Source organism: Cupriavidus agavae (assembly GCF_004217045.1).
Lineage (GTDB): Bacteria > Pseudomonadota > Gammaproteobacteria > Burkholderiales > Burkholderiaceae > Cupriavidus > Cupriavidus agavae.
The window spans coordinates 2,072,237-2,097,313 of record NZ_SGXM01000001.1 but is presented as its reverse complement, the minus strand read 5'-3'; the positions used below and the strand labels follow the sequence as shown (position 1 = coordinate 2,097,313).

At 65.8% G+C, this 25,077-nt stretch carries 19 protein-coding genes and 1 other RNA gene; 12 read left to right on the top strand and 8 right to left on the bottom strand.

Going from position 1 to position 25,077, the window contains the following annotated elements; genetic code table 11:
* Nucleotides 1-8: 8 nt before the first annotated feature.
* Nucleotides 9-2,579, bottom strand: a complete 2,571-nt coding sequence (gene cphA, locus EV147_RS09540) for a cyanophycin synthetase (protein WP_130390833.1) — start codon at nt 2,577-2,579, stop codon at nt 9-11.
* A 33-nt stretch (nt 2,580-2,612) separates the two neighbouring features.
* Entirely contained in the window at nt 2,613-5,264 is a 2,652-nt protein-coding gene (cphA, locus tag EV147_RS09535) for a cyanophycin synthetase (RefSeq protein ID WP_130390832.1), read from the bottom strand.
* A 339-nt stretch (nt 5,265-5,603) separates the two neighbouring features.
* Here cphA (EV147_RS09535) and EV147_RS09530 point away from each other — a divergent pair, with 339 nt between their 5' ends.
* The gene (locus tag EV147_RS09530) at nt 5,604-7,904 is read left to right on the top strand and encodes a cyanophycin metabolism-associated ABC transporter (protein WP_130390831.1); all 2,301 of its coding nucleotides are present in this window, start codon (nt 5,604-5,606) and stop codon (nt 7,902-7,904) included.
* 22 nt (nt 7,905-7,926) lie between these two features.
* Nucleotides 7,927-8,397 carry a cyanophycin metabolism-associated DUF1854 family protein gene (locus tag EV147_RS09525; RefSeq protein WP_130390830.1) on the top strand — a complete coding sequence of 157 codons (471 nt, stop codon included), beginning with the start codon at nt 7,927-7,929 and terminating at the stop codon, nt 8,395-8,397.
* A gap of 85 nt (nt 8,398-8,482) precedes the next feature.
* Here EV147_RS09525 and EV147_RS09520 read toward each other — a convergent pair whose 3' ends face one another.
* Complete coding sequence (locus EV147_RS09520) at nt 8,483-8,887, bottom strand: hypothetical protein (protein ID WP_130390829.1); 405 nt, start codon at nt 8,885-8,887, stop codon at nt 8,483-8,485.
* A gap of 237 nt (nt 8,888-9,124) precedes the next feature.
* On the opposite strand from EV147_RS09520, the gene EV147_RS09515 reads away from it, so the two are divergent.
* Nucleotides 9,125-10,288: a lytic polysaccharide monooxygenase gene (locus EV147_RS09515; RefSeq protein ID WP_130390828.1), complete on the top strand. Its 1,164-nt coding sequence runs from the start codon at nt 9,125-9,127 to the stop codon at nt 10,286-10,288.
* A 104-nt stretch (nt 10,289-10,392) separates the two neighbouring features.
* The gene (locus EV147_RS09510) at nt 10,393-10,764 is read left to right on the top strand and encodes a hypothetical protein (protein ID WP_235844641.1); all 372 of its coding nucleotides are present in this window, start codon (nt 10,393-10,395) and stop codon (nt 10,762-10,764) included.
* A gap of 75 nt (nt 10,765-10,839) precedes the next feature.
* Here the strand turns inward: EV147_RS09510 and EV147_RS09505 are convergent, their stop codons facing one another.
* The 5 genes from EV147_RS09505 to ompA all read right to left on the bottom strand — a co-directional run bounded on the left by EV147_RS09505 (nt 10,840) and on the right by ompA (nt 14,491).
* A complete protein-coding gene (locus tag EV147_RS09505) occupies nt 10,840-11,631 on the bottom strand; it encodes a phosphoribosyltransferase (protein WP_235844640.1) in 792 nt (263 codons plus the stop codon).
* A gap of 234 nt (nt 11,632-11,865) precedes the next feature.
* Nucleotides 11,866-12,225: a transfer-messenger RNA gene (gene ssrA / locus EV147_RS09500) on the bottom strand.
* Nucleotides 12,226-12,315: 90 nt separating this feature from the next.
* Nucleotides 12,316-12,972: a phosphoglycolate phosphatase gene (gene gph, locus EV147_RS09495; protein WP_130390827.1), complete on the bottom strand. Its 657-nt coding sequence runs from the start codon at nt 12,970-12,972 to the stop codon at nt 12,316-12,318.
* Nucleotides 12,972-13,715 carry a bifunctional 2-polyprenyl-6-hydroxyphenol methylase/3-demethylubiquinol 3-O-methyltransferase UbiG gene (gene ubiG / locus EV147_RS09490; protein WP_130390826.1) on the bottom strand — a complete coding sequence of 248 codons (744 nt, stop codon included), beginning with the start codon at nt 13,713-13,715 and terminating at the stop codon, nt 12,972-12,974. Before ubiG ends, gph begins: the two co-directional genes overlap by 1 nt.
* Before the next feature lie 119 nt (nt 13,716-13,834).
* Complete coding sequence (ompA, locus tag EV147_RS09485) at nt 13,835-14,491, bottom strand: outer membrane protein OmpA (RefSeq protein ID WP_066739225.1); 657 nt, start codon at nt 14,489-14,491, stop codon at nt 13,835-13,837.
* A 446-nt stretch (nt 14,492-14,937) separates the two neighbouring features.
* Between ompA and gyrA the strand changes: the two genes are divergently transcribed.
* The 8 genes from gyrA (at nt 14,938) to cmk (ending at nt 25,047) form a co-directional block, all read left to right on the top strand.
* Nucleotides 14,938-17,622 carry a DNA gyrase subunit A gene (gene gyrA, locus EV147_RS09480; protein WP_130390825.1) on the top strand — a complete coding sequence of 895 codons (2,685 nt, stop codon included), beginning with the start codon at nt 14,938-14,940 and terminating at the stop codon, nt 17,620-17,622.
* Nucleotides 17,623-17,704: 82 nt separating this feature from the next.
* Nucleotides 17,705-18,271, top strand: coding sequence for a DUF2059 domain-containing protein (locus EV147_RS09475; protein ID WP_130390824.1), 567 nt, complete (start codon nt 17,705-17,707; stop codon nt 18,269-18,271).
* Nucleotides 18,272-18,406: 135 nt separating this feature from the next.
* On the top strand, nt 18,407-19,570 hold the full coding sequence (serC, locus tag EV147_RS09470) for a 3-phosphoserine/phosphohydroxythreonine transaminase (protein WP_130390823.1): 1,164 nt from the start codon (nt 18,407-18,409) through the stop codon (nt 19,568-19,570).
* 95 nt (nt 19,571-19,665) lie between these two features.
* Nucleotides 19,666-20,802 carry a prephenate dehydratase gene (pheA, locus tag EV147_RS09465; protein ID WP_130390822.1) on the top strand — a complete coding sequence of 379 codons (1,137 nt, stop codon included), beginning with the start codon at nt 19,666-19,668 and terminating at the stop codon, nt 20,800-20,802.
* 17 nt (nt 20,803-20,819) lie between these two features.
* Nucleotides 20,820-21,944: a histidinol-phosphate transaminase gene (gene hisC, locus EV147_RS09460; protein ID WP_130390821.1), complete on the top strand. Its 1,125-nt coding sequence runs from the start codon at nt 20,820-20,822 to the stop codon at nt 21,942-21,944.
* Nucleotides 21,945-21,960: 16 nt separating this feature from the next.
* Complete coding sequence (locus tag EV147_RS09455) at nt 21,961-22,863, top strand: prephenate dehydrogenase (RefSeq protein WP_130390820.1); 903 nt, start codon at nt 21,961-21,963, stop codon at nt 22,861-22,863.
* Between the two features lie 42 nt (nt 22,864-22,905).
* A complete protein-coding gene (gene aroA, locus EV147_RS09450) occupies nt 22,906-24,219 on the top strand; it encodes a 3-phosphoshikimate 1-carboxyvinyltransferase (protein WP_130390819.1) in 1,314 nt (437 codons plus the stop codon).
* A 159-nt stretch (nt 24,220-24,378) separates the two neighbouring features.
* The gene (gene cmk / locus EV147_RS09445; protein ID WP_130390818.1) at nt 24,379-25,047 is read left to right on the top strand and encodes a (d)CMP kinase; all 669 of its coding nucleotides are present in this window, start codon (nt 24,379-24,381) and stop codon (nt 25,045-25,047) included.
* Nucleotides 25,048-25,077 lie beyond the last annotated feature (30 nt).

The following is a 25,077-nucleotide window of genomic DNA, read 5'->3' as shown; positions in this document are numbered from 1 at the left end:
CCGGCCGGTTACTGCCCGGCCACGCGCTTGGCGATGTGGTCGAGCGCCTCTTCCACCTGATCGATCAGGATCAGGCACAGGTCGCCCGGCTGCAGGCGTGCCAGCGCGGTGTCGATGGCCAGGAACTCGCCCCGGATTTCCTCGGTATGGGTGGTGCGAGGCGCGCCCACCAGACCCTCCTGCAGCAGCGCCAGCACTTCACCATCCTCGCGTCCGCGCTGGCACTGGTCCTGGTACAGCAGCACGTCGTCGAACGCGCCGCCCAGGATCTGGGTCTGCTTGCGGATATCCTCGTCGCGGCGGTCGCCGGCACCGCTGATCACCACCACGCGCTTCTTCGACGGCATCGACTGCACGGCGTTGCACAGCGCCTGGATGGCGTCCGGGTTGTGGCCGTAGTCGGCAATCAGCGTCGCGCCCTTGTAGTCGAACACGTTGAAGCGTCCGGGCGCCGTGGCGGCGTCGCTGACGAACGTGGCCAGCCCCCGGCGGATCACGTTCCAGTCGATGCCCAGCGCCCAGGCCGCGGCGATCGATGACATCGCGTTTTCCACCTGGAAGCCGATCGAGCCATTGCGCGTGAGCGGAATGTCCGCCAGCGCAAAGCGCGCCACGACCTCGCCCTCGGCGGCCACGATCTCGGCGCCCTCGACGAACACCACCCGCTTGCCCTGCGCGCGGTGCAGCGCCATCGTCGGCAGCCCCGCGTCATGGGCGAAGAAGGTCACGGTGCCCGGGCAGGCATCGGCCATGCGCGCAACCATCGGGTCGGCCGCGTTCAGCACGGCCATGCCGTGCGGCGCCACGTTCTGCACGATCACGCTCTTGAGCACGGCCAGGTCTTCCACGGTGCTGATGTACGACAGCCCCAGGTGGTCGCCCTCGCCAACGTTGGTCACCACGGCCACGTCGCAGCGGTCGAAGGCCAGGCCCTCGCGCAGCAGGCCGCCCCGGGCGGTCTCGAACACGGCGGCATCCACGTCGGGATGCAGCAGCACATTGCGCGCGCTGCGCGGGCCGCTGCAGTCGCCGGTGTCGATGCGCTCGCCCCGGATATAGACGCCATCGGTGCCGGTCATGCCCATGCGCAGGCCGCTCGACGCCAGCAAGTGCGTGATCAGGCGCACGGTGGTGGTCTTGCCGTTGGTGCCCGAGACGGCCACCACGGGAATCCGCCCATCGTCGCCATCGGCGAACATGGTCGAGATGATGGCTTCGCCCACCGCGCGGCCCTTGCCGTACGACGGCTGCAGGTGCATGCGCAGGCCCGGCGCGGCGTTGACTTCCACGATGCCGCCGGCCTGTTCCTCGAACGGCTTGAGCATGGTTTCGCAGACCGCGTCCACGCCGCAGATGTCGAGGCCCACCATCTGGGCCGCCGCCACGGCGCGTGCGGCGATGTCCGGATGGACGTCGTCGGTCACGTCGGTGGCGCTGCCGCCCGTGGACAGGTTGGCGTTGTTGCGCAACACCACGCGCACGCCGTTGGCCGGCACCGCGTCGGCGCTCAGGCCCTGCTTGGCCAGCGTGGCCAGCGCGATGTCGTCGAAGCGGATCTTGGTCAGCGACGTGGCATGGCCCTCGCCCCGGCGCGGGTCGCGGTTGACCTGGTCCACGAGCTGGCGCACCGTGTGGTGGCCATCGCCAATCACCTGCGGCGGATCGCGGCGGGCCGCGGCCACGAGGTGCTTGCCAACCACCAGCAGCCGGAAATCGTGGCCGGGAATGTAGCGTTCGACCAGCACGTCGGACGAAATGTCGGCCGCCACTTCGTAGGCCGTCATCACTTCCTCGCGCGTGCGGATGCGCACGGCCACGCCCTTGCCCTGGTTGCCGTCGCGCGGCTTGACCACCACCGGGCCGTTGATCTCCTGCGCGGCCGCCCAGGCCTCGTCGGCGCTGCGCACCGAGCGGCCCAGCGGCACCGGCACGCCGGCGGCGTGGAGCAGGGCCTTGGTCAGTTCCTTGTCCTGCGCGATCGATTCGGACACCGCGCTGGTCATGTCGGTCTCGGCGGCCTGGATGCGGCGCTGCTTGCTACCCCAGCCAAACTGCACCATCGAGCCCTGCGTCAGGCGGCGGTACGGAATGCCGCGCGCCACGGCGGCGTAGACGATGGAGCCGGTGCTCGGGCCCAGGCGCACGTCTTCGTCCAGTTCACGCAGGCGGTGCAGCGCGTCGTCGAGATCGAACGGCTGGTCGTCGCGCGCCGCCAGGCATAGTTGTTCCGCCAGTTCGAAGGCCAGGCGGCCCACTTCTTCTTCGCTGTACTGCACGACCACCTGGTAGGTGCCCGGCTCCAGCGTCGGCGCGGCGTGGCTGAACGTCACCGGGCAGCCGGCCGCGGCCTGCAGGCCCAGCGCGGCGGCTTCCAGCGCATGGGCCATCGAGGGCGAGCCGGCTTCCTCGTCGGGCCGCATCGGGCCGATGGCCGGGAAGCGCGCACGCAGGCGGTCTTCGAAGCCGGGCAGCTCGGCCAGCAGGTGGGATTGGTCGGAACACGCCACGATGGCTTCGATGGCGGTGTGCCGGCACCAGAGATTCGGGCCACGCAGGGCCCGGATGCGAGAAACTTCCATAGACTCTTTATCCGTTGTTCTTCCGGGCCGGACTCACGCGCGGCGGCCGTTGCGGCCCATCCACTGGTGTACCTGTTCCACCGTGCTGTCCACCGATGCCTCGTCGCACTGCAGGACCAGCAGATCGCCGGCCACCAGTTGCGACAGCGCGGCGTCCACTGCCACGTTGCGCGCGCCTTCATCGATGATCTTGGTCACGCGGCGCCCTTCATAGAGGCCCTTCTTGAGCAGGGCGCGCGCCTCGGTCTCGGGCAGGTCGCGGCGTACGCTGCGGTCCTCGCACAGGAAGACCCGGTCGAACGCGCGGCCGATGATCTTGCCCTGCGCCACCAGATCCTCGTCGCGGCGCTGCACGCCGGCGCCAAACACCAGCAGGCGGCGCTCCGACGGGAAGCGGTCCAGCGCGGCGGCCAGCGCGGTCAGCGCCGGGGCGTTGTGGGCGTCGTCCACGATCACCGTGGCGCCGTTGCGCTCGAACAGCGTGAAGCGGCCCGGCACGTCCACCTGGCCCACGTCGAACGTGACGATGCCGGCGCGGATCAGGTCGTTGGAGATACCCAGCGCCCAGCCCGTGGCCACGGCGGCCAGCACGTTCTCGATCTGGAACGCCACGCGGCCCGCGTAGGTCAGCGGAATGGCGGAGACATCGGTCAGCGCGGTTTCGCTGCTGCCCGTGGCCAGCACCACCTTGCCGTCGCGCACGAACACCGTGCGCTTGCCGGCGGCGCGGTGCGCGGCAATGGCCGGCACGTCGGCGGACAGGCCGAAGAAGATCACGTCGCCATCGCACAGTTCGGCCATTTCCACCAGGCGGGCGTCGGCGCCGTTGAGCACGGCCGCGCCGGTCTTCAGCACCACGTCCACCTGCGTGCGCAGCACGCTGTACATGCGGTCCTCGTCTTCGACGTAGTAGTCGCCGAGGTGGTCAGGCTGGCCGAAGTTCGTGATCACGCCAACCTGGCAGCGGTCGTAGGGCAGGCCCTGCGACAGGATCATGCCGCTGTCGTTCTCGAACACGGCGGCTTCCACCGCGCGGTTCATCAGGATGCGATGGCCGGCGTCCCAGCTGGCTTTCTCGCCCCGGCCGCCGCCCTCAACCTGACGGCGGTCCAGGAACAGGCCGTCGCTGCAGGCCAGCCCGGTGTGCTTGCCCGACAGCTGCAGCAGCCGTGCCACGAGCTTGGCCACCACGGTCTTGCCGTTGGTGCCGGTGATACCGACCACCGGAATGCGGCCGTCGTCCTCGACCCCGTTGCGGCTCGGGAACAGGTGATCGACGATGGCGCGGCCCACCGGGCGCGGCTCGCCGTCGGCCGGCTTGATATGCATCAGCAGGCCCGGACCGGCATTGACCTCGACCACGGCGCCGCGCTGCCCGGCCAGCGGGCGCGAGATATCCTCGGCCACCAGGTCGACGCCGGCGATGTCCAGCCCCACCACGCGCGCCGCCAGCGCGGCATGCGCCGCCACGCTCGGGTGCACGCGGTCGGTGACGTCGAAAGCCACGTTGCCGTTGCGCTGGATCAGCACGGTACGGCCCTCGGGCGGCACGGCGCCGCCATCGGCATAGCCCTGGCGCTTCAGTTCGAGGCGTGCGGCGGAATCCAGGCGCACGCGGTTCAGCGGGTGGTCCTCGGTGCTGCCACGGCGCGGATCGGAGTTGATCTGCGATTCGATCAGTTCGTCAATGGTCTGCCTGCCGTCGCCGACGACCGAAGCCGTCTCGCCCATCGCGCACGCCACCATGCGGCCGCCCACCACCAGCAGGCGGTGTTCGTTGCCGGGGATGAAGCGCTCGACGATCACGCCGCTACCCTCGTCGATGGCCACGGCATAGGCCGTTTCCACTTCCTCGCGCGTCATCAGGTTCGTGAACACGCCCCGGCCGTGGTTGCCGTCGTACGGCTTGACCACCACCGGCACGCCGATGCTCTCGGCGGCGTCCCAGGCGTCCCCGGCGCTCTCGACCATGCGGCCTTCCGGCACGGGCACGCCGCACGACTCCAGCAGGCTCTTGGTCAGGTCCTTGTCGCGCGAGATCGATTCGCCGATGGCGCTGGTGCGGTCGGTCTCGGCCGTCCAGATGCGGCGCGACCGGGCGCCGTAGCCCAGTTGCACCAGGTTGCCGTCGGACAGGCGGATCGACGGGATGTCCCGGTCGTCGGCCGCATCGACGATGCAGGCGGTGCTCGGCCCCAGGCAGTGTTCGTCCACCAGCCGGCGCAGGTTGTCCACGGCGGCCGGCACGTCGAACGGGCGGTCCTCGATCGCGGCCATGACCAGGTCACGCGCGGTGAACAGCGCGGCGCGCGTCACCTGCTCGTGCCAGGCGCGCACGATCACCTTGTACACGCCCCGCACCGGCGTCTCGCGCGCCTTGCCGAAGCCGCCGGGCATGCCGGCCAGGTTCTGCAGTTCGAGCGTGACGTGCTCCAGGATGTGGCCCGGCCACGTGCCCTCCTTGAGCCGCATCAGGAAGCCCCCGCGCACGCCGGGGCTGCAGCGGTGCTCGATCAGCGTGGGCAGCCAGGCCGACAGGCGCTCGTAGAACCCGGGGATCGTGTTGGAGGGGAAATCCTCCAGTTCACCGATGTCGACCCATGCCTCGAGCACTGGCCGATATGTCCACATATTCGGGCCGCGCAGCGACATGACATCGAAAATCTCAATGTCCTTCTTTTTCATTGATCTACTTGAGGCAGTGGGCGAGTGCCCGAGAAATGGAAGACTAACCTTTCAGTAACGTTACTGCACGCCCCGGGTTGACCCCGAAGGGGGCTCCGGTTCGTGCCATCGCGTCTTGTGCAGTGCAGCAGCCGCTCCGCTCGTTTGCGTTATGTATACTTGCGGCAAAATTGCGGCCCGCCAGCCGGCGCGCCGCGGAAATTGTTTCAAGTTATGTCCGATTTTGATCGTTTTCAGGTCGTCCGGACGGGCTTCTGACACGTTTTATCGCTCTCGACCGGCCTTGCCGCGCAGTTTTCCTGCTGGTTTGATGCCGGTTTCATTGCTCCCGCGCCAACGATGACCCCTTCTTCCCCGTCTGTTTCCCCATCCTCTGGCACCCAGGATCCCTGGTCGGCCGAACTGGGCGCCAGCCTGCTGCCCGGGGAAAACGTCCTGGCCGGGCTCAGGCTGGATCTGGACGCGAGGCTGCATTTTACCCAAGGGTGGCTGGTTGTGACGGATCGTCGCGTGATTGCCCGCGCGCCGGGCGAAGACACGCTGCGCCACTGGGACATCGAGGCCGGACTGGCGCTGTCGCACGGCGACCATGCCGGGGTCGGCACGCTGGAGCTGGCCAACGGCCAGCAGCGGCTGGCCAGCTGGCGCTATACGCTTGGTTACAATCCTGACGCATTGCGGCTGGCCGACCAGTTCGAGGCGCGCCGCGAACTACTGGCCACGGGCCGGTCGAGCGACGTCGACGCCGACCTCTGTCCGACCTGCAAGGCGCCCATTCCGCCGGGCGAGGAACAGTGCCCGCAATGCAGCCGGGAGCTTGAAACGCCGCCGTCCACCTGGGCGCTGCTGCGCCTGTGGCGCTTTGCCCGGCCGTATCGCTGGGAGCTGATCGGCGGCTTCCTGCTGCTGCTGCTCGGCACGGGCGCCACGCTGGTGCCGCCGTACCTGACCATGCCGCTGATGGACAAGGTGCTGATTCCGTATCAGAACGGCGTGCCGATCGACTATGACCTGGTCAAGATGTACCTTGGCGGCCTGCTGGGCGCCGCGCTGGTGGCCTGGCTGCTGGGCTGGGCGCGCACCTACCTGCTGGCGCGCGTTTCGGAACGGATCAGCGCCGACCTGCGTACCACCACGTACGAACACCTGCTCAAACTGTCGCTTGAATACTTCGGCGGCAAGCGCACGGGCGATCTGATGGCCCGCATCGGCTCGGAAAGCGACCGGATCAGTGTGTTCCTGTCGCTGCACCTGCTCGATTTCGCCACCGACGTGCTGATGATCGCCATGACCGCGATCATCCTGATCTCGATCAACCCCTGGCTGGCGCTGGTCACGCTGGTACCGCTGCCGTTCATCGCGTGGATGATCCACCTGGTGCGCGACCGCCTGCGCCACGGCTTCGAGAAGATCGACCGGATCTGGTCGGAGATCACCAACGTGCTGGCCGATACGATCCCGGGCATCCGCGTGGTCAAGGCGTTCGCGCAGGAGAAGCGCGAGGTGGCCCGCTTCCGCGAGGCCAACCGCCACAACCTGGCGATCAACGACCGCGTCAACGCGGTGTGGTCGCTGTTCACGCCCACCGTGACGATGCTGACCGAAGTGGGCCTGCTCGTGGTCTGGATCTTCGGCATCTGGCAGGTCAGCCACGACGCGATCACCGTGGGCGTGCTGGTCGCCTTCCTGACCTATATCAGCCGCTTCTATACCCGGCTCGACTCGATGAGCCGCATCGTCTCGGTCACGCAGAAGGCGGCGGCCGGCGCCAAGCGGATCTTCGACATCCTCGACCATGTGTCGAGCGTGCCCGAACCGCAGAAGCCGGTGCATATCCAGAACGTGCAGGGCGCCATCGAACTGCGCGACCTGGGCTTCCGCTACGGCAACCGCGCGGTGATCCGCGGGCTGAACCTGTCGATCCGGCCCGGCGAGATGATCGGCCTGGTGGGCCATAGCGGCTCGGGCAAGAGCACGCTCGTGAACCTGATCTGCCGCTTCTACGATGTGTCCGAGGGCGCGATCCGCGTTGACGGCGTCGATATCCGCTCGCTGCCGGTATCGGAATTCCGCCAGAACATCGGCCTCGTGCTGCAGGAGCCGTTCCTGTTCTTCGGCACCATCGCCGACAACATCGCCTACGGCAAGCCCGAGGCCACCCGCGAGGAAATCGTCGCCGCGGCCAGCGCCGCGCATGCCCACGAGTTCATCCTGCGCCTGCCGCACGGCTACGATTCGCTGGTGGGCGAGCGTGGCCAGGCGCTGTCGGGCGGCGAGCGCCAGCGCATCTCCATCGCCCGGGCGCTGCTGATCAACCCGCGCATCCTGATCATGGACGAGGCCACGTCGTCGGTGGACACCACCACCGAGAAGGAAATCCAGAAGGCGCTCGACAACCTCGTGCAAGGGCGCACGACGATTGCCATCGCGCACCGGCTGTCGACGCTGCGCAAGGCCGACCGGCTCGTGGTGATGGATCGCGGCCAGATCGTCGAGGTGGGCAACCACGACGAATTGCTGGCGCGCGAGGGCCACTACTACAAGCTGTACCAGGCGCAGGCCCGCAACGTGGATGCCGATGCCGACGATGCCGATGGCGGCGACCGCGCCGAAGTGGCCGAGCCGCTCAGTGCCCAGTAACGGATTTTTTGGACAAACGGCCATGCAATCGCCTGACTTCACCCTGACCCGCAACCGCCTTGGCAAGCTCGTGCTGACGTTTGCCGACGGCACGCAGCACGAGGGCGTGGTGCCCGTGCGCGCTTTTCCGATTTCCGCAGCGGAGGACGGGCTGGGCCTGATGAGCACCGATGGCCGGGAACTGGTCTGGGTTCCGCGCCTTGCCACGCTGCCCGCGCCGACACGCGAGATGATCGAGGCGGAACTGGCCAGCCGCGAGTTCATGCCCGAGATCGAGAAGATCGTGGGCGTTTCCACCTATGCCACGCCGAGCGTCTGGACCGTGAAGACCGACCGCGGCCAGACCGATCTGGTGCTGCGCGGCGAGGAAGATATCCGCCGGCTGACCGGCAACACGCTGCTGATCTCCGACAGCCACGGCATCCACTACCTGATCCGCGACCAGTTCGCGCTCGACAAGCCAAGCCGGAAGATCCTCGACCGCTTCCTCTGAACGGTCGGCAGGTATCGCAGTTCAACGAAAAAACGGCACGCGCAAGGCGTGCCGTTTTTCGTTGGCGGGCAGGGAGCGGGCTGGCTCAGTGGAGCATGGTCGAGCCGTCTTCGTCGTCCTCTTCCCAATCTTCCAGATCGAGCGTGGTTTCAGGGGCCATGTCCCAGATCATCGAGTGATACCGCACCGTGAACCACTTGCGGAACATGTCCAGCGTGATGTCCTCGGGCCACAGCGAATCGTCGAACCACTCGGCGAGCATGAACTCGAACATCGGCCGCCAGCGCTTCTCCACCCAATGCTGGGCGTTTTCTGGCGTATTGGCGATGTCCTCGGGAAGCAGGAACACGCTCGCATCGTCGCGCACGGCCTCCAGCGTCAGCGAGGGCGGCGGCTCGGGATCGACGGCCAGGATCCAGTCAACGAACGGCTGCTCGGGCAGCAGCAGGATCATGGAACGGTTGATGGTGAAGCGCGGATGATCGGACATGAGGGCAGGGCGGAGGAGGGTCGACGGGCTATTGTAGCGCCCGCCGTCCGACCCCAGCCGCTGACACCTTGCCCAGGGCGCGAGACACCCCAGTATAAGACTTCGCACTTTCTCGAATATTTAGGAAAAATACTATTTAAATAGCCGCATGCTGACGGTGAAATCGCGCCGTGGCCCCGGACTTCCGGGGCCCGTCCCAGTCGGAAGATTCCTTCCGGCACTCTCATCAGGTGCGATATGTCCAAGAAAACCATCACCCTCGCGGGGCTCGCGCTGGCCGCGGCGGCGCCGCTGTCCGCCATGGCCCACGGTACCCTGGAACTGCCCGTCAGCCGTGTGCTGAACTGCTACAACGAGGGCGCCGAGCGTCCGAAATCGGGCGGCTGCCAGGCCGCGCGCCAGGCCGGCGGCTCGCAGCAATTCTATGACTGGAATGGCGTGCGCCAGGGTGGCGCTGGCGGCAACCATCGCGCCGTGGTGCCGGACGGCATGCTGTGCTCGGGCGGTTCGTCGCTGTTCCGCGGACTCGACCTGCCGCGCGGGGACTGGCAGGAGACGTCGATCGTGCCGACGCCGTCCGGCGACTACACGTTCGTCTGGCGCGCCACGGCCCGCCACTCCTCGCAGTACTTCAAGTACTACATCACGCGCGACGGCTGGGACCGCTCGAAACCGCTGGCCTGGAGCGACCTCGTCGAGTTCGCCTCGGTGCCCGGCGCATCGGCCACCAGCGACAACGGCCGCTATCACATGACCGTGCGCCTGCCGTCCGGCAAGAAGGGCAGCCACATCATCTACAGCGTCTGGCAGCGCAGCGACAGCCCCGAAGCCTTCTATGCCTGCGCCGACGTGAAGTTCCCTGGCGATGGCGTACCGGCGCCCACGGTCGGCTGGGAAGACCGGGGCCCGCTCGTCGCCGCCGGCGACCTCGCAGCCGGCACGAAGCTGACCTTCCGTGCCATGGACAGCACCGGCCGGGACGTGGCCAGGCATGCCGTCGAGATCGCGGCCGGGAGCACCAAGCCCGATGCGTGGGCCTACCAGCTCGCCCAGAAGGTGAACGCCGAATCGCACATCTTCCGCATCGGCGAACTCCAGTCGCGCAACGGCGTAGCCAGCGTGGTGCCGCAGACTTCAGCCGCCCGCAATCGCGTCTACCTGAGCAACGGCTACCCCGGCTACCGGTTCGAAGTCGACAAGGAGGCACCGTCCACCGGCCCCGTCGATGGCGGCGGCAGCGGCCAGGGCGGCACGGCATGGAGCGAGGGGGAGTCCTATGAGGTCGGCCAGATCGTGACCTACGAGGGCCGCCGCTACGCCTGCCTGCAGCGTCACACGGCCTGGGACGGTGCCGGATGGACCCCAGCGAGCACGCCTGCGCTGTGGCGCATCGTCCGCTAACTGTTGTATTTGCGCTGAAAATTGCAGCGATCTATACCGATCGCTACAGTTTTCGGCGTCAATTGCCGTCATTGCAATTTCGACACGGGATTTGGAGACGGGCAATGAGTCTTTCGTTTCACCTGTTCGGCAGCGCGCAGGAGCCAGACATGAGCGAGCGCTTTGCAGAAGCAGAAAAAATTCAGAACCGCGAAGCGCGCTGGACCGCCCAGGCTGAAATCGCCCTCGACACGGGCGACATGTACCTCGTCGGCCTCGTCCTCTTCAAGGCCATCCAGGAATATGGCGTGGCTGGCTTCGCCGAACGCTCCGGCGTGGACGCCGCCCGCCTGCAACGGCTGTGGATGCCCGGCATGATCGAGTCCGTCGACCACGCCGGCCACATGTTCGCCTGGCTCGGCGTCACCCTGCCCGTGGAGCGCTTCTACAAGGCCCGGCTCGACAGCCTGCCGTCAACCGGCGCCGTCATGCACTGAGCGGCACACAGCACGACGCGGAAAAGAAAAAACCCAACCTGGGAAGGTTGGGTTTTTTTGTTTGGTGGAGATCGTTCAGCCTTGAAGTCGCCTCCGGCGATGGTCGCGCCATAGTGCACGCCGGAAGTGAGCAGCGATCCGAGGGTCGAACGCCGCTAGGCCTTCTGGGCGGCCAATGCCGAGAAGACCTTTCGAGCGGAGCCTGCGATTAGTCTCTTTTGCTGCTGCAGCTTTTCGATTTCGGAGTTCGTCAGTTGTGCGGAAGCCGACGAGGTAGTTCGCTTCGTCCGCTGTGAGTGCATGAGTGGCGATGCCGCAAATTTCTGTGATCTCATTTCCAAACCTCTCGGTCAGTATTCGTACAACCTTCTTACCTGGTTGTAGCACCCCGGACCGGCTTGCGTTAACCAAGACTACCACGCCTTGTACGCTTCCGCCCTTAGCCTGAATGTAGTTCGATAGCTCGGCCAAAGTGCCGCCCATCGTCGTCACATCATCGACCAATACATAGCGAGCGCCGTACTGCACCGCGCCGATGAAGCGAGGGCGTGCGTTCAGCCGCTCCATCGGGTCGGCGCCTGTATGGTAAACCTTGGTTACCTGGACAATCTGGTAGTCCACAGGCCCATTCGCAAATATGCCGAGTGCTGCAGCAAGCACCTGTGGGATAGCGTTATCCCCTTGCGCCTCGCTGGCGTGAGGTGCGACGAAAATGCAATCTGGCGGGAAAAGGTCAGCGGCTGAATCCAGTAGCCCCATCGCCAACCGACTTACAACACCAGCTGCAGCTTCGTCATCTCCTGCTTTAGCTGCCCGGTAGTCAGGATCCGCCTTCAGTGCCCTGTCATCCGTGAAAACCGATGTCACTCGAATGCCGGGAGGGAACCCAAAACGCCGTACCATCGGCACGTGGTACCGGAATGTACGCTGCTCGGTTCTCAACCCGCCCGCTAATCGCGGGAACAACTTCGCCAGTCGTCTATGTGTCTGCATCGAGGATGACCAATGACAGCGATGAAACGACTCAGATGCCGGAAGTTGGTGTGGTTTTCCCAAAACAAGATAGCCCCGAGGGGCTATTTGCTTGATGCCAAAAGAATTTGGTGGAGCCGGCGGGAATCGAACCCGCGTCCGCAAGCCCTCCACAGAGAGTTCTACATACTTAGTTCTGTCATTTGATTTAACCGGCGCATCGCGGACGAACACGCTCTACGACGGCGAGTCACTAGGTTTTCGTCCCCAGGCACGTGACACTCCCGGGGCTTATCTGACGTAAATGACCTCGCTGGTTCTTGCGAACCCTAGCCCGTCAGCGAGCCAGTGCGAGGACGGCGGCCCTTAGGCTGCCAGTGCGTAACGTTCGTCGTTAGCAGTTATTGCATTCCCATTGATTAACGAGGTGACGGGTCCTCGGTATGCCCTCCACTGCTTTGTAACCCACGTCGAAACCAGGTCGGCCCCAATGTGCGTCGTAAAACGCGAAAGAAAACGGATTGTACCCGGTTTCGACGCCGCTGGCGCGCTCCGGTTCCGTGTCGGGCAGATGGGGGCTCAACGCAGCAATGCAAGCAGTTCGGACGGATGATGGATCAGGTGATCGGCGCCCCAGGTCTCGGGGGGCTCGTCCTTGCCGCAGTAGCCGTAGGCGGCCGTCACGGTAGCCATGCCGGCGGCCTTGCCGGCCTGGATGTCGCGCAGGTCGTCGCCCACGTAGAGGCAGCGCGCCGGGTCCACGCCGCTGATTTCGGCGGCATGCAGCAGCGGGGCAGGGTGGGGTTTGGGATGGCCGGTCGTGTCGCCGCTGACCACGGCCGAGGCGCGCGGGGTCAGGCCGATGGCGTCCACCAGCGGCACCGTGAAGCGGGCGATCTTGTTGGTGACGATGCCCCAGCGGATGCCGCCCGTCTCCAGCGCGGCCAGCACCGCCTCCATGCCGTCGAACAGCCGCGTGTGCACCGCGATGTCGGCCTCGTAGTAGTCGAGGAACGTGTCGCGCAGCGCCGGAAACTCCGGGTCCTCGGGGCGCTTGCCGAAGGCGGCGCCGATCAGGCCGCGGGCGCCATGCGAGGCCACCGGCCGGAGCTTTTCGTAGGCGACCGGCGGCAGGCCATGCTCGACCACGAGCCGGTTGGCAGCGGCGGCGAGATCGGGAGCGGTGTCGGCCAGCGTGCCGTCGAGATCGAAGAAGACTGCGTCGAAGGTCGGCATCAGGCGGGCTTGCGGTAGGCCATCATGTAGTTGACGTCGGTGTCGCGGTTGAGCGCATAGACCTGCGTCAGCGGGTTGTACGTCATGCCGCGCATCTCCACCAGTTCGAGTCCTACGTTGCGGGCGTAGCGCGCCATTTCCGACGGCGTGATGAACTTCTCGTAGTCATGCGTGCCGCGCGGCAGCATGTTGAGCACGTACTCGGCGCCCACGATGGCCAGCAGGTAGGCCTTCAGGTTGCGGTTGATCGTCGAGAAAAATACGTGGCCGCCCGGCTTGACCAGGGCGGTGCACGCGCGGACGATCGACTGCGGATCGGGCACGTGTTCGAGCATTTCCATGCAGGTCACCACGTCGACGCTGGCCGGCGCGCGGGCGGCCAGTTCCTCGACGGCGATTTCCTCGTAGGTCACGGGTACGCCGGATTCGAGGCTGTGCAGGTCGGCCACTTTCAGGGCCTTCTTCGACAGGTCGATGCCGCGCACCGTGGCGCCCAGGCGTGCCATGCTTTCTGACAGGATGCCGCCGCCGCAGCCGACGTCGATCACCTGCTTGCCGGCCAGCCCGGCGAGCCCGTCGATCCAGCCGAGCCGGAGCGGGTTCAGGTCGTGCAGCGGCTTGAATTCGCTGTTCGGATCCCACCAGCGGTGCGCCAGTTCGCTGAACTTGTCGATCTCCCTGGGATCGGCATTGCGGCCGGGGTGGGCGTCGAGCGGAGGGTGGAGCGTGGTCGATTGCGACATCTTGTGGCCGTGTTACCGGCGGTCTTGTGAGAAGGCTGCGGCAACTTTACCAAAATCCGGCGTATGGACGAAAAAAAAGCCCAGCTTGCGCTGGGCTTTCTTCATCGGAGGAGATCCGATTAACGTGCGCTGCGGGTGCCGACCACTTCGACTTCCACGCGGCGGTTCGGCTGCTGGCAGGCGATCTGGGCGGTGCGGTTGCCCTTGCACGACTTCGGATCGACCTTCAGCTGGCGCTTGCCCTTGCCTTCGGTGTAGACGCGGTTGGCTTCGACGCCCTTGCTCACCAGGTAAGCCTTGACCGATTCAGCACGGCGGATCGACAGGCGATCGTTGTACTTGTCCGAACCGAACGAGTCGGTGTGGCCCACGGCGATGATGACTTCCAGCGTGATGCCTTGCAGCTTCGAGACCAGGTCGTCCAGCTTGGCCTTGCCTTCGGGCTTCAGAACAGCCTTGTCGAAGTCGAACAGGGTGTCAGCAGCGAAAGTGACCTTCTCGCTCGACACAACCGGCGGAGCCACCGGGGTCGGTGCCGGAGCCGGAGCAGCAGCCGGAGCCAGTGCGCCATCGCACAGGGCATTGGCCGTTGCCGGGGTCCAGGAGCTGTCGCGCCAGCAGAGCTCGTTCGTGCCATTCTTCCACACGTACTCGCTCGTACCGTTGCCCCAGTTATCGTTCACGGCCTTCTTTTCATAGGGGACGGACTGGGCTTGAGCGGATGCAGCCATTACTGCGGTAGCTGCAACGAGTGCGAGCTTGGCAAATTTTTTCATATTTCTCCTCTCAGGATGAGATCACCGCAGGGTTACTGCGAGCAAATGGACGAAAACAAGTCATACATTCTTCGGAGTATAACATTCACGATGTGGAGTATGCTCCACTTCGAACAATGTCTGGCTCTTCGCTGGGGAATTGTGCCACAAGGCTCGTTTCCTAAGAAGTAAATATATTCGATTCAACAACGGGGTTTTGGGCCTGTGGTGTTTGTGCAACATCGCACTTGCGGCGCCTGCAAACCCTTGTCCTGTATGGCTTGCAGGGTAGGGGGCAGGCGCGCGCCGGGCGTTTGGAGAGTGTCCTGGCGAGGGTCTCCGGCGGGGGCGGGGAGGGGTGGCGCGCGTGTTAGAATGCCATGTTCGCCCGTCGCCGGCAGCCCCTCCCGTGGCCACCGGTTTCGCGGGCTTCATTTGCTTAAACCCGCCGTATAAACCACGTCGCAATGGATCAATTCGCCAAAGAAACCCTGCCGGTCTCGCTGGAAGAGGAAATGCGCCGCTCCTACCTCGATTACGCCATGAGCGTGATTGTGGGCCGTGCGCTGCCTGACGTCCGGGACGGCCTGAAACCGGTACACCGGCGTGTGCTCTATGCGATGCATGAGCTCAACAACGACTGGAACCGGGCCTACAAGAAGTCGGCCCGTATCGTCGGTGACGTGATTGGTAAGTATCACCCGCACGGCGATACCGCTGTTTACGACACGATTGTCCGCATGGCGCAGAATTTCTCGCTGCGTTACATGCTGGTGGACGGCCAGGGTAACTTCGGTTCGGTGGACGGAGATAACGCCGCGGCGATGCGTTATACCGAAATCCGCCTGTCCAAGATTGCCCATGAAATGCTTCACGATATCGACAAGGAAACTGTCGATTTCGAGCCGAACTATGACGGTTCGGAGAAAGAGCCGGGCATTTTGCCGGCCCGTATTCCTAATCTGCTGATCAATGGTTCGTCGGGTATTGCCGTGGGTATGGCCACCAATATCCCGCCGCATAACCTTAATGAAGTCGTCGATGCCTGCCTGCATCTGCTCCGTAATCCCGAAGCAACCATCGACGAACTGATCGAACTGGTTCCGGCGCCCGATTTTCCGACCGCCGGGATTATCTATGGCATCCAGGGCGTGCGCGAAGGCTACCGCACTGGCCGCGGCCGGGTGGTCATGCGTGCGCGCACGCACTTCGAGGACATCGACCGTGGCCAGCGCCAGGCGATCATCGTCGACGAGCTGCCGTATCAGGTCAACAAGCGCACGCTGCTGGAGCGGATCGCCGAGCTGGTGACCGAGAAGAAGGTCGAGGGCATTTCGGACATCCGTGACGAGTCGGACAAGTCCGGCATGCGCGTGGTGATCGAACTGAAGCGCAACGAGGTGCCCGAGGTCGTCCTGAACAACCTCTACAAGAACACCCAGTTGCAGGACACGTTCGGCATGAACATGGTGGCGCTGGTCGACGGCCAGCCGCGCCTGCTGAACCTCAAGCAGATGCTGGGTGCGTTCCTGTCGCACCGCCGCGAGGTGGTGACCCGCCGCACCGTGTTCGAGCTGCGCAAGGCGCGCGAGCGCGGCCACGTGCTGGAAGGCCTGGCCGTGGCGCTGGCCAACATCGACGAGTTCATCGCGATCATCAAGGCCGCGCCGACGCCGCCGCTGGCCAAGCAGGAACTGATGTCGAAGGCATGGGATTCCAGCCTGGTGCGCGAGATGCTCGCGCGTGCCGAAAGCGACACTTCCGGCGGCCGTGCTTCGTATCGTCCCGATGGCCTGCCGGCGGTGTTCGGCATGCAGCCGGACGGCCTGTACCGCCTTTCCGACGGCCAGGCGCAGGAAATCCTGCAAATGCGCCTGCAACGCCTCACGGGCCTGGAGCAGGACAAGATCGTCCAGGAATACCGCGAGGTGATGGGCGTGATCGCCGATCTGCTCGACATCCTGGCGCGTCCGGAACGCATCACCACGATCATCACCGAGGAACTGGGCGCCATCCGCGCCGAGTTCGGCGACGAGCGCCGCTCGCAGATCGAACTGAACGCGACCGAACTCGACACCGAGGACCTGATCACGCCGCAGGACATGGTGGTGACGCTGTCGCATTCCGGCTATATGAAGAGCCAGCCGATTTCCGAGTACCGCGCGCAGAAGCGCGGCGGGCGCGGCAAGCTGGCGACGGCCACCAAGGAAGACGACTGGATCGACACGCTGTTCGTGGCCAACACCCACGACTACATCCTGTGCTTCTCGAACCGTGGCCGCCTGTACTGGCTCAAGGTCTACGAGGTGCCGCAGGGATCGCGCAACTCGCGTGGCCGTCCGATCGTGAACATGTTCCCGCTGGCCGACGGCGAGAAGATCAACGTGATCCTGCCGGTGCGCCAGTTCGACGCCGAGCATTTCATCTTCATGGCCACCGCGCGCGGCACGGTCAAGAAGACCGTGCTGACCGATTTTTCGAACCCGCGCAAGGCCGGCATCATCGCGGTGGACCTCGACGAGGGTGACTTCCTGATCGGCGCGGCCGTGACGGATGGCAAGCATGACGTGATGCTGTTCTCCGACGCCGGCAAGGCCGTGCGCTTCGACGAGAACGACGTGCGCCCGATGGGCCGCCAGGCGCGTGGCGTGCGCGGCATGAATCTCGACGAGAGCCAGTCGGTGATCGCCATGCTGGTGGCGCCGGCAGAGACTGACGCCGCCGACGCTGCCGAAGGCACCGCCGCGCCGGCGGGGAGCGTGCTGACGGCCACCGAGAACGGCTACGGCAAGCGTACGCCGATCAGCGAGTACACTCGACACGGCCGTGGCACCAAGGGCATGATTGCGATCCAGACGAGCGAGCGCAATGGCCGTGTGGTGGCTGCGGCGCTGGTATCGCCCGAGGACGAGATCATGCTGATCACGACCGGCGGCGTGCTGATCCGCACCCGGGTCGCCGAAATCCGCGAAATGGGCCGTGCCACGCAAGGCGTGACGCTGATCAATGTGGACGAGGGGACCCGCTTGTCGGGCCTGCAGCGCATTGTCGAGACCGATGCCGACAACGGTGCGGACGACGACGAGACGGCGGCGGACGACACCACCGGCGCGACCGATGCGGGCGCCACGGACGCGGACGCCAATTCGTAATTTGTTGCAACAACGGGACGGCGGCCGGAACTCGCCAGACGGCCGGCCGGACTAAACGGGACGTATTTTCCAGGGAGTCACAATGCTCAAAACCTATCGACGTATTGCTGTTCTGGCTGCTTTTGCTCCGATGATGATGCTGGCGCAAGGTGCGCACGCTCAGGAAGACAAGGACAAGACGGCGGCCATCAAGGAACTGCTGTCCGTCATGCAGGCCGACCAGGCCGTGAAGGGCCAGGCGGACAACTGGCAGCAGGGCGCCAAGCAGGAAGCGCCGCTGGTGCTGGAGCAGGTGCTGGTCGAGAACAAGACGCTGAACGACAAGCAGAAGCAGGCCGCCGTCGAGAAGCTCAAGAAGAACGGCGCCGTGCAGCGCATGGTGGACGGCGCGGGCACCGCGTTCAACACCGATGGCTTCCGCAAGGACGCCATCCAGGCGCACTACGACGCGTTCGGCAAGTACTACACGACGCAGGAGCTGAAGGACCTGACCACGTTCCTGAAGTCGCCGACGGGCCAGAAGTTCATGCAGAACCAGGGCAAGGCCACCCAGGAAATCTGGGGCTCGATGATGCAGAAGTACGGCCCGCAGGTTGGCAAGTCGATGCGCGACGCCGCCGAGAAGGAAATCACCGCCGCGTCGAAGTAAGCACGCGAAGTGATCGACGGCCGGCCCCGCCGGCTGTTCCCGCCCCGCTCCGGACGCCCCCGGTGTCCAAGGGGCGCGGGTTTTGGGGGATAATGGCTGCCTGGTTCAATCCGGCAGCCATTTTTCTTTTTCCCCATGAACGATCCCCAGAATCCCGCCCTGACCGGCCTGCAACGTTCGCTGGCCGAGCGCGTCTTCAATTTCTCGCCCGGTCCGGCGGCCCTGCCGACGGAAGTCCTGCAGCAGGCCGCCGAGGAAATGCTGTCGTGGCGCGGCACCGGGGTGTCGGTCATGGAGATGAGCCACCGCAGCAAGGAATTCGACAGCATCCACCAGCAGGCGCTGGCGGATCTGCGCGAGCTGCTGCACATTCCGAAGAACTTCCGGATCCTGTTCATGCAGGGCGGGGCCATCGGCCAGAACGGCATCGTGCCGCTGAACCTGGCGGGCCGCGTGAATACCGATAAGCCGCGCACGGACTTCGTGCTGACCGGCACCTGGTCGGTCAAGACCGAGCAGGAGGCGCGGCGCTACAGCGAGGTCAACACGGCGGCGTCGAGCAAGGACCAGAAGTGGCACAAGATTCCGGACGTGAAGTCGTGGAAGCTGTCGGACGATGCCTCGTACGTCCACCTCTGCACCAACGAGACGATCGTCGGCGTGGAGTTCCAGGAGATTCCCGATATCGGCCAGACCGGCGTGCACGACAAGGGCCGCATCGTCGTGGCCGATGCGTCGAGCCACATCCTTTCGCGCCCGATCGACTGGTCGCGCGTGCAGGTGGTCTACGGCGGCGCGCAGAAGAATATCGGCCCGGCCGGCGTGACGATCGTGATCGTCCGTGAAGACCTGATCGGCTTCGCCCACCCGCTGTGCCCCTCGGCGTTCAACTGGCGCCTGGTGGCCGAACATGATTCGATGTACAACACGCCGCCCACCTATGCGATCTACGTCGCCGGGCTCGTGTTCCAGTGGCTCAAGGCCCAGGGCGGCGTGGCCGCGATCGAACAGCGCAATATCGCCAAGGCGCGCATGCTGTACGACTTCCTGGACCAGAGCGACTTCTACCGTAACGAAATCGATCCCAGCTGCCGCTCGCGCATGAACATACCGTTCCTGCTGCGCGACGAATCGCGCAACGAAGCGTTCCTGACCCAGGCGCGCGCGAACGGCCTGGTACAGCTCAAGGGCCACAAGTCCGTGGGCGGCATGCGCGCCAGCATCTACAACGCGATGCCACTCGAAGGCGTTGCCGCGCTGGTGGAGTTCATGCGCGAGTTCGAGCGTACCGCCGCCTGACGGCGGGTTAGCCGACGCCCCGCCGCCCGCGCGCCGGGCAGCGTTGCCCCAGACTTTTCCGAGGCCGCCCCCGCGGGCGCCCCACAGGCCCTGATATGACACAGCAAGACAAGCCCGACGCCAACGGCTCCACGCCGGGACCGAGCCCCCAGGAGCAGGCGCTGTCGGCCGACCTGGCGCCGCTGCGCGACCAGATCGACACCGTCGACCGTGAACTGCTGGCGCTGCTGAACCGCCGCGCGCAACTGGCCCTCGACGTGGGCGAGGTCAAGAAGAAGTACGGCGCGCCGGTGTTCCGTCCCGAGCGTGAATTGCAAGTCATCCGCAAGGTGCAGGGCGCCAATCCCGGCCCGCTGCTTGGCGAAAGCGTGGCGTCGATCTGGCGCGAGGTGATGTCGGCCTGCCGCGGGCTGGAGAAGCCGCTGGAGATCGCGTTCCTCGGCCCGGCTGGCACGTTCTCCGAGCAGGCGCTCTACGCGCATTTCGGCCATGAAGTGTCGGGCGTGCCGTGCCCGAGCATCGACGAGGTGTTCCGCGCGGTGGAAGCCGGCACCGTCGAGTATGGCGTGGTGCCCGTGGAGAACTCCACCGAGGGCGCGGTGTCGCGCACGCTCGACCTGTTCCTGCAGACGTCGCTGAAGATCAGCGGCGAGATCGCGCTGAAGGTGCACCACAACCTGATGGCGGCGACGCCCGACATGCAGGGTGTGACCGTGGTGCGCGCCCACGCGCAGGCCCTGGCCCAGTGCCAGCACTGGCTGACGGCCAACTATCCGCACCTGGAGCGCCAGGCCGTATCGAGCAACGCCGAGGCGGCGCGCATGGCCAGCGAGGACCCCACCGTGGCGGCAATCGCCGGCGAGACGGCGGCCAACCGCTACCACCTGCACATGGTGCGCACGCACATCCAGGACGATCCGCACAACCGCACGCGCTTTGCGGTGATCGGCCGCTACGAAACCGAGCCTTCGGGCAGCGACCAGACGTCGATGATCCTGTCGGTGCCGAACAAGGCGGGCGCGGTCTATCAGTTGCTGGCGCCGCTGGCCGAGAACGGCGTGTCGATGTGCCGCTTCGAGTCGCGTCCGGCGCGCAGCGGTGCCTGGGAGTACTACTTCTATGTCGACGTGGAAGGCCACCAGCACGACCCGTCCGTGGCGCGGGCCATCGAGATGCTGCGCGCCAACGCCGCGTATCTGAAGGTGCTGGGCTCGTATCCGTCGAGCAAGTGACACGCAGGGGAGACACCATGGCAGAGCAGGGCAAGGCGGCCGACTACTTCGGCCCGACCTACGTGCGCAGGATTTCGCCGTACATCGCAGGAAAGCCAATTTCCGAGGTGGCGCGTGAGTTCGGCCTCGACGAGGCGCGCATCGTCAAGCTGGCGTCGAACGAGAATCCGCTCGGCATGCCGGTGTCGGCCAGGGCCGCGCTTGCGGCGGCGGTGGAAGACCTGGGACGCTACCCGGACAGCAACGGCTTCGCGCTGAAGGCCGCGCTTTCGGAAAAATACGATGTCCCGGCCGAATGGCTGACGCTCGGCAACGGCAGCAATGACATTCTGGAGCTGGCCGCGCACGCCCTGGTGCGGGCTGACGAATCGATCGTCTACGCCGAGTATTCGTTCGCGGTGTACGCGCTGGCCACGCAGGAAGTGGGCGCGCGTGCCATCGAGGTGGCTGCGCGCCAGTACGGGCACGATCTCGACGCGATGGCCGCCGCGATTGCCCCGGACACCAAGCTGGTATTCATCGCCAATCCGAACAATCCGACCGGCACCTTCGTGACGGCCGCCCAGATCGAGGCGTTTCTGGCGAAGGTGCCGCCCCATGTGGTGGTGGTGCTCGACGAAGCGTACAACGAGTATCTCGACCCGGCGCAGCAGTATGAATCGGTGGCCTGGGTGCGGAAGTATCCGAACCTGATGGTCTCGCGCACGTTCTCGAAGGCCTACGGCCTGGCCGGCCTGCGCGTGGGCTACGGCGTGGCGCAGCCGCCGCTGACCGATCTGCTGAACCGCGTGCGCCAGCCCTTCAACGTCAATAGCCTGGCCCAGGCCGCGGCGGTGGCCGCGCTCGGAGACGAGGACTTTCTGGCCCGCAGCGCCGCGCTGAACCGGGACGGCAAGGCCCAGCTCGTGGCGGCGTTCGAGCGGCTGGGGCTGGAATACGTGCCATCGTCGGGCAATTTCGTGATGGTGCGCGTGGGCACCGACGATGGCGCGGGCGCCCGTGTCAACCTGGCGATGCTCAGGCAAGGGGTGATCGTACGCCCGGTAGCCAACTACGGCCTGCCGCAGTGGCTGCGCATCACGATCGGTTTGCCGGACGAGAACGCCGCGTGCATCGCGGCGCTCGAGCAGGCGTTGAAGTGAAGAAAGGTCTGAACCCGTGAACGCTCTGCATTTTTCCCGTGTGGTCATCGTCGGCGTCGGGCTGATCGGCGGATCGCTGGCGCTGTCGCTCAAGCGCGCCGGCGTGGTGGGCACCGTGGTCGGCGTGGGCCGCACGGCGGCTTCGCTCGAAAAGGCCGTCAGGCTCGGCGTGATCGACGAGGCCGCCACGTCGCTGGCTGACGCCGCGCGCGGCGCCAGCCTGATCGTGCTGTGCGCGCCCGTGGCCCAGAACTTCGCGCTGCTCCATGCGCTGGAGCCGCACCTGGAGCCCGGCACCATCGTCACGGACGCCGGCAGTACCAAGTCCGACGTGATCATGGCGGCCAAGACCGCGCTCGGCGACAAGGTCGCCCAGTTCGTGCCGGCCCATCCGATTGCCGGGCGCGAGCTGAACGGCGTGGAGGCGGCGCTCAACGACCTGTACCTTGGCAAGAAGGTGGTGCTCTGCCCGCTGCAGGAGAACAGCCGGACCGACGTGGCCGCCGTGCGCGCCATGTGGGAATCGGCGGGTGCCGACTGCCACGTGATGTCCGCCGTGCAGCACGACGCGGTATTCGCATCGGTGAGCCATCTGCCCCACGTGCTGGCCTACGCGCTGGTGGCGCAGGTGGCCAACGCCGAGGACGGCCCGCTGAAGCTCGATTTTGCCGGCGGCGGCTTCCGCGATTTCACCCGGATCGCGGCGTCCTCGCCCGAAATGTGGCGCGACATCTGCGTGGCCAACAAGGACGCCCTGTTGCGCGAGATCGATACTTACGAGGCGGTGCTCGGCTATCTCAAGACCCAGATCAAGGCCGGCGACGGCGACGCGCTGGAACGCGTGTTCAAGCGCGCCAGCGACACGCGCCTGAAATGGGGTGCTGCCCGCGCCAACGCCCTCCATAACGTAGAACCCTGAAAGCCGCCGCGTCCTCGGGCGCGATGGCATGCTGCCAAGACCATGGAACATCTGACCCTCGGACCCCTGACCCGCGCATCGGGCACGGTGCGCCTGCCCGGCTCGAAGAGCATTTCCAACCGCGTGCTGCTGCTGGCGGCACTGGCCACGGGCGAGACCCGCGTGCGCGACCTGCTCGATTCCGACGACACGCGCGTCATGCTCGACGCCCTCAAGGTGCTAGGGGTAGCGTGGCGGCGCGAGGGCGGAGACTGCATCGTCACCGGTGCCGGCGGCCAGTTTCCGAACAAGTCGGCCGACCTGTTCATGGGCAATGCCGGCACGGCCATCCGGCCGCTGACGGCCGCGCTGGCGCTGCAGGGCGGCAGCTACAAGGTCAGCGGCGTGCCGCGCATGCACGAGCGGCCGATCGGCGATCTCGTCGATGGCCTGCTGCAGGTGGGCGCCGCGATCGACTACCTCGGCACGCCCGGCTATCCGCCGCTGCAGATCCGCCCGGCCGACATCCGCATCGACGCGCCGATCCGCGTGCGCGGCGACGTGTCGAGCCAGTTCCTGACCGCGCTGCTGATGACGCTGCCGATGGCGGCGGCGCCGTCGGGGCGAATCGAGATCGAGGTGGTGGGCGAACTGATATCGAAGCCCTACATCGAGATCACGCTGAACCTGCTGGCCCGCTTCGGCATCGTGGTGGAGCGGCAGGGCTGGGAGCGGTTCTTCGTGCCGGCCGGCGCCGAGTACCGCTCGCCGGGCGAGATCTATGTCGAGGGCGATGCCTCGACCGCATCGTATTTTCTTGCGGCCGGCGCCATCGGTGGCGGCCCGGTGCGGGTGGAGGGCGTGGGACTGTCGAGCATCCAGGGCGATGTGCGTTTCGCCGACGCGCTGAACCGCATGGGCGCCAACGTGATGGCTGGTGACAACTGGATCGAGGTGCGCGGCACCGAGCGCGACGATGGCCGGCTGAACGGCATCGAACTCGATTGCAACCACATTCCCGACGCCGCCATGACGCTGGCCGTGGCCGCCCTGTTCGCCGAGGGGACCACGACGCTGACCAATATCGCCAGCTGGCGTGTCAAGGAAACCGACCGCATCGCCGCGATGGCAACCGAACTCCGGAAGCTTGGCGCCGAGGTGGAAGAGGGCGCTGACTACCTGAAAGTGACGCCCCCTTCATCCCCATCGGCCTGGCAGACCCCCGCCGACGGGATTGGCACCTATGATGATCATCGGATGGCCATGTGTTTCTCGTTGGCCGCTTTTGGACCGCTGCCGGTCCGGATCAACGAACCGGGCTGCGTGGCCAAGACGTTCCCGGATTACTTTCCGGTGTTTGCCGGGGTGGCGCGGTAGGCGCGCACGCCGGCCGCTGCCTGATTCTGGATGGTTGCGCAGCGTCTTTTGTGGGGAGCGCCGACTTCGGGAGGCGCCGTTGCCACGCAACCATGGCACCCATCATATCGATTCGACATCAAGTTCGGAAATCAATAGTTTCAAGCTAATTAATAAAGAATGACTATCATCGACGTCATCACCATAGATGGGCCAACCGCGTCTGGCAAAGGCACGGTGGCTCACAAGGTGGCGGATGCCCTTGGCTTCCACCTGCTCGACAGCGGCGCGCTCTACCGGCTGGTGGCGCTGGCCAGCGACCGTGCCAATGTGGACGTGCAGGACGTCGACACCCTTGCCAGGACGGCTTTGCACCTCGACGTAAAGTTTGGCCCGGATCGCGTATGGCTGGCCGGCGAGGAAGTCAGCCAGTTGATCCGCCAGGAGGCGATTGGCAACCGTGCGTCGGCGCTGGCGGTGCACCAGCCGGTCCGTGATGCGTTGACGGCACTCCAGCGCGGCTTCCGCAAGCTGCCGGGACTCGTGGCGGATGGCCGCGACATGGGCACCGTGATCTTCCCGGAGGCCCGCCTCAAGGTGTTCCTGACGGCCAGCGTGGAGGCGCGCGCCCGCAGGCGCTATAAACAATTGATTGATAAGGGTATTTCTGCTAATATCGAAGACCTTTTGCGTGACCTCGAGGCGCGCGACGCGCGGGACCGTTCCCGTGCCGCCGCGCCGCTGCGTCCCGCAGAGGATGCGCAGCGCCTGGACACCTCTGAAATGACGGTGGACGAGGCGGTGACGCAGGTGCTGGAGTGGTATGCCGCCGTGCGCGCAACGCATTGAAGCGCGATAACGGCAGGCGGGCTGCAGCAC